The sequence below is a fragment of the Occallatibacter sp. genome (assembly GCF_049802275.1).
Classification (GTDB): domain Bacteria; phylum Acidobacteriota; class Terriglobia; order Terriglobales; family Acidobacteriaceae; genus Telmatobacter.
Window position 1 is genome coordinate 1 of the sequence record NZ_JBARMD010000075.1, and the last position, 4958, is coordinate 4958.

A 4958-nucleotide genomic window follows, 5' to 3' on the forward strand; every position below is an offset into this window, starting at 1 on the left:
CCCCAGCGCCATCGGCATCATGCCCAGGATCATCGCCAGCGCCGTCATCAGCACCGGCCGCAAGCGGACATAGCCCGCATTCAACGCGGCCTGGCGCGCATCGCCCACCAGTTCTTCAAGCTGTTCGCGCGCAAAACTGACCACGAGGATTGAATTCGATGTCGCAACGCCCATGCACATGATGGCGCCCGTGAGTGCGGGTACGCTGAGACGGGTCCCGGTCGCGAACAGGAACCATGCGATTCCGGCCAATGCTGCAGGTAACGCCGAGATGATCAGGAACGGATCAAGCCAGGACTGGAAATTCACGACGATCAGCAGATAAATCAAGAGGATCGAGAAGACCAGGCCGCTGAGCAGGCCGAGATACGATTTCTGCATGGTCTCGCTTTGTCCGCGCAGAATGATGTGGGAGCCGCGAGGCAGTTGCTTCTCATATTTGGCCTTGATCCGCTCCATCTCGCGCGTTACGGTTCCCAGGTCGGTGCCCACAACATTGGCATAAACATCCAGCACAGGCTGTACATCGTAGTGGCTCACTGTGCCCAGTTCCGCACCCGGCTTCAGCTGTGCAAGGTTGCCCAGGATTTGGATTGGCTGTTGCGCGGAACCCGGCGCATTGGTCTCCATCGTTGGGGAATTCGAGCCTGTCGATCGGCTCCCGCCGCTTTTACTCGACGAGGTTACCGGCAGGCTCTTCAACGCGGATATTGAGTCGAGCTTGTACTCCGGCGCCTGTACCACCACGTTGTAGCTGACCCCATTCCGGGGATCCAGATAAAAGCTCGGCGTCGTCTGAAAGCTGCCGCTGAGCGCGACCAGGAGACTCTGTGCGACATCGAACTGCGTCAAGCCGATCGCCTGGGCGCGCGTGCGGTCAACGTCGACCGTGAAATTCGGATAATCAAACGGCTGCTGAATGCGCGCATCCGCCGCACCGGGCACATACCGGACTTCGTTCAGCAGCCGTTCTGCAACCGCTCGGTTGCCATACAGATTAGGTCCCACGATCTGAATGTCGATCGGAGCCGACAAGCCGAAGTTCAGAATCTGCGTGACGATGTCCACCGGCAGAACGTAAAACGTCACCCCCGGGTACTCCCGCGCCAGAACACCCCGCAATTCATTCACATATTCTTCCGTCGGATGATGCTTCGTCGTCAGCTGCACCTGGATATCAGCATCCTCCGGTCCGATTGGCGCCGACGTCGAGTAAGAAAGGTTCAGGCCCGAGTAGGGAATCCCGATATTGTCCACGATCGTCGCCATCTCGTTCTCGGGAATGTGCTGACGAATGGTTGCATCAATGTGATCGCACAGCGCGGCCGTCTCCTCGATGCGTGTGCCGGTGCGACCGCGCACATGAATCTTGAACTGTCCGGCATCGACGGTGGGAAAGAAGTCCTGCCCCAGCCAGGGCACAAGCAGCGCAACCGAGGCGATCACGAAAATCAAAAATGCAATCAGAAAGACCGGAGCATAATCCAGGCACAGCGTCAGGATCCGCACGTAGCCGTTGCGGAACCGAGTGAATCCCGCCTCAAATCCGCTCTGAAAGCGAACGAACGGATTCCGGCTCACCTGTTTGCGTGCCGTCAGGGCGTCATCGTGCTCGTGCAGCAGATACTTCGCCATGGTCGGCACAACGGTGCGCGACAGCAGGTAACTGGCGAGCATCGCAAATACCACAGCTTCTGCGAGCGGAACGAACAGGTAGCGCGCTACGCCGCTCAGAAGGAACATCGGCACAAATACGATACAGATGGCCAGCGTCGATACCAGCGCTGGCGTGGCAATCTGCGCCGCACCGTCCAGGATGGCCTGCTCAATCTCCTTGCCCTGTTCGAGATTGCGGTTGATGTTTTCGATCTCCACCGTGGCGTCGTCTACCAGGATGCCGACCGCCAATGCCAACCCGCCCAGGGTCATAATGTTGATGGTTTCGTGCAGCAGGGCCAGCACTGTGATGGAGCACAGAATCGACAGCGGGATCGAAACCGCGATGATCAGCGTCGAGCGCCAGCTCCCGAGGAATACCAGGATCATTACCGCGGTCAGGCAGGCGGCAATAATGGCCTCGCGCACGACACCGTTGATCGAGGCGCGCACGAAGATGGACTGATCAGAAAGAGGATTGATCCGCAATTGCGGCGGCAATTGGGTCTTGACGTATTCGATCCTCTCGCGCACGTCCTTGATAATCTGCAGCGTCGAGGCCGACCCCGTCTTCATGATCGCCATCATGATGGCGCGCTTTCCGTCCACGCGTACGATATTCGTCTGCGGTGGGTTGCCGTCGCGCACATGTGCAACGTCGCGCACGTAAATCACCGCTCCGTTTGCAGACTTGATCGGAAGATTGTTCAGCTGCTCCACCATTGTGGGCGCGGAGTTCGTCTCGATCGAGTACTCATACCGGTCCATCTTCATGGTGCCGGAGGGAGCAATCAGGTTCTGCGCCGAGACCGCATTCACCACGTCGGCCGGCGAAAGACCCTGTGCCTGCAGGGCCTTCGGATTGATGTCCACCATGATCTCGCGCTGCTTCCCACCGTACGGGTAAGGCGTCTGCGCTCCTTCGATCGTGGCCAGCTGGGTGCGAATGTTGTTGGTCGCGAGATCGTTCAGCTGTTGCTCGCTGAGACCGTTTCCCGACAGCCCCAGCATTAGAACGGGCACGCTCGATGCGTTGTACTGGATGATGAACGGTGGCGTTGAGCCAGGCGGAAGTTGCCGCAACTGTACCTGGCAGATGGCGGTCACCTGCGCAACGGCGTTGCCCACATCCACATTCGGCTGAAAAAAAATCTTGATGATGCCGATCCCATTCAGCGATTGCGATTCAATGTGCTCAATGTCGCTGACCGTTGTGGTCATGCCGCGCTCACTGTTGAAAATAATGCGCGTCGACATCTCCTGCGCCGAAAGTCCAGAGTAGTGCCAGACCACCGTGACCACAGGAATGTCGATGTTCGGAAAGATGTCGGTGGGCATCGACACAATGCTGTACGCGCCCAAAATCAGGATCAAGAGCGCAAAGACGGCAAAGGTGTACGGCCGCCGCAGCGCTAGCCGAACAATCCACATCATAGGGTTGGTACACTCGCTCCTGAGGCGATTTGCCCGTCATCAGCGTGACGTATGAGAGATGGGTCGCCAAAGGACTGCAGGCGAACCGGTCAAGGCAAACAGCAGCTCGAATCCGATACCGAACGGCCTACCGCCGCCCGTTCCGACGCAATGATTTAAACAGTCATTGATAAATGTTAGACGATGACGCGCGGTGGAGTGCAACGCGTCTCGTTTCAGACTTTTCTTGCTCTCAATGATAGGACGGTTCTGGACCTGCCGAAGCTTCAATTTTCAGCAGGGCAAATCTCAATATGCGGAGTATTTCGAGCTGCTCTAACAATCGATTTCTCAAACACGTGAACCGGAAGATGTGCCTCGACAGCGTCTGAAGACGGACTCGACAGACGTCGCCTCACGGCTGCAGTTTTGCTTCGCCAATCGGCCAGATGGACTGCATGGGCCGCCAGGATCGCCTTCCTGGCACGTCGTACGCTCCATTTCGCTACAATGGCTGCGGATAATTACTGCTGCGGGCCATCGTTTTCATAAAACGGTAAGGCGACGCCCCGGGAAACCTTTCACAAAACACGACCGTCCCTATAATGGGCGCCACCGCGGCAAAACTGCCCAAATTTTTGGGAAGCAAAGCAACCGGAACTCATCACAGATCAAAAGAAAATTGACTGGAAACCAAATCATGCCAATTCAAGACGCCACCGAGCCCTATTTGCCCAAAACCAGCGAATCGCAGCCTCCCGGCCACCGGAGCCCATGGGTGCGGGTTATTGTGTATCTCGTGCTGGCGATTGCCGTGGGCCTGATCGTCTGGCGCGTCTATCAGAACAAGCAAAAGACCGCAGCCAATACCGCGAACCAGGCAACTGCCCTCATGAATCGGCCCGTTCCGGTGCAGGTTGTTCCAGTGGAGCAGAAACCGATGCCGATTTACCTCACTGGCCTTGGCACCGTCACTCCTTATTACAGCGTCACCGTCAAAGCCCGGGTCAGCGGCGAGTTGCTTCCCGTCAAATTCACAGAAGGCCAGGAAGTGAAGAAGGGCGAGACCATCATGGTCATCGACCCCAGGCCTTACCAGGCGGCGCTGGACCAGGCCAAAGGCACGCTGGCTCACGACCAGGCGCTTCTGAAGAATGCCCAGGCGGAATTCAATCGCTATAAAGCTCTATACGCCGCAGGCGTCGTCTCCAAGGAGTCCCTGGACGCGAATGAAGCCCAGCAGGGCCAGTATGAAGGTGCAATCCAGTCAGACAACGCGGCCATCGAAACTGCCCAGCTGCAGTTGAACTGGTGCTATATCCAGGCTCCAATAGATGGCAAGATCGGCTTGCGCCTCGTCGATCCCGGCAACATCATCTCCGCCAATTCAACCAATCTTGTTGTCATCAACCAGCTCAAGCCGATCGCCGTCTATTTCACTCTTCCTGAGAATCAGTTGCCGCAGGTGCTCAAACGTCTCGCGTCAGACAAGCGCATGCCGGTGGACGCCTACGATCGCAGCGATACACAACTGCTTGCCAGCGGAAACCTGCTGACGGCAGACAACCAGATCGACACGACGACCGGTACGGGCAAGCTCAAGGCGGTCTTCGACAACAAGGACTCGGTCCTCTTTCCCAACCAGTTCGTCAACGTTCACCTCATCCTTGAAAACCGGCCGAATGCACTGGTCGTTCCTTCAGCCGCTATCCAGACCGGCCTGAACGGATCCCTCTTCGTCTGGGTCATCAATGACGATGGCAAAGGCGGCCATTCCGCGCAGATGCAGACGGTCAAGGTGGCGCTCGCAGAAGGCCAGAACACGATCCTGGACAGTGGTCCGGCACCTGGAGCAAAGGTTGTCATTGACGGCGCCGACCGCTTGCGTC

Annotated in this window: 2 protein-coding genes; one reads left to right on the forward strand and one right to left on the reverse strand. The window is 57.5% G+C overall.

What is annotated here, in order from left to right; genetic code table 11:
* On the reverse strand, nucleotides 1-3090 hold a 3090-nt coding region (locus WA354_RS02550), incomplete at its 3' end, for an efflux RND transporter permease subunit (protein WP_472811442.1).
* Nucleotides 3091-3769: 679 nt separating this feature from the next.
* Between WA354_RS02550 and WA354_RS02555 the strand changes: the two genes are divergently transcribed.
* A partial coding sequence (locus WA354_RS02555) for an efflux RND transporter periplasmic adaptor subunit (protein WP_472811443.1) occupies nucleotides 3770-4958 on the forward strand: 1189 nt, incomplete at its 3' end.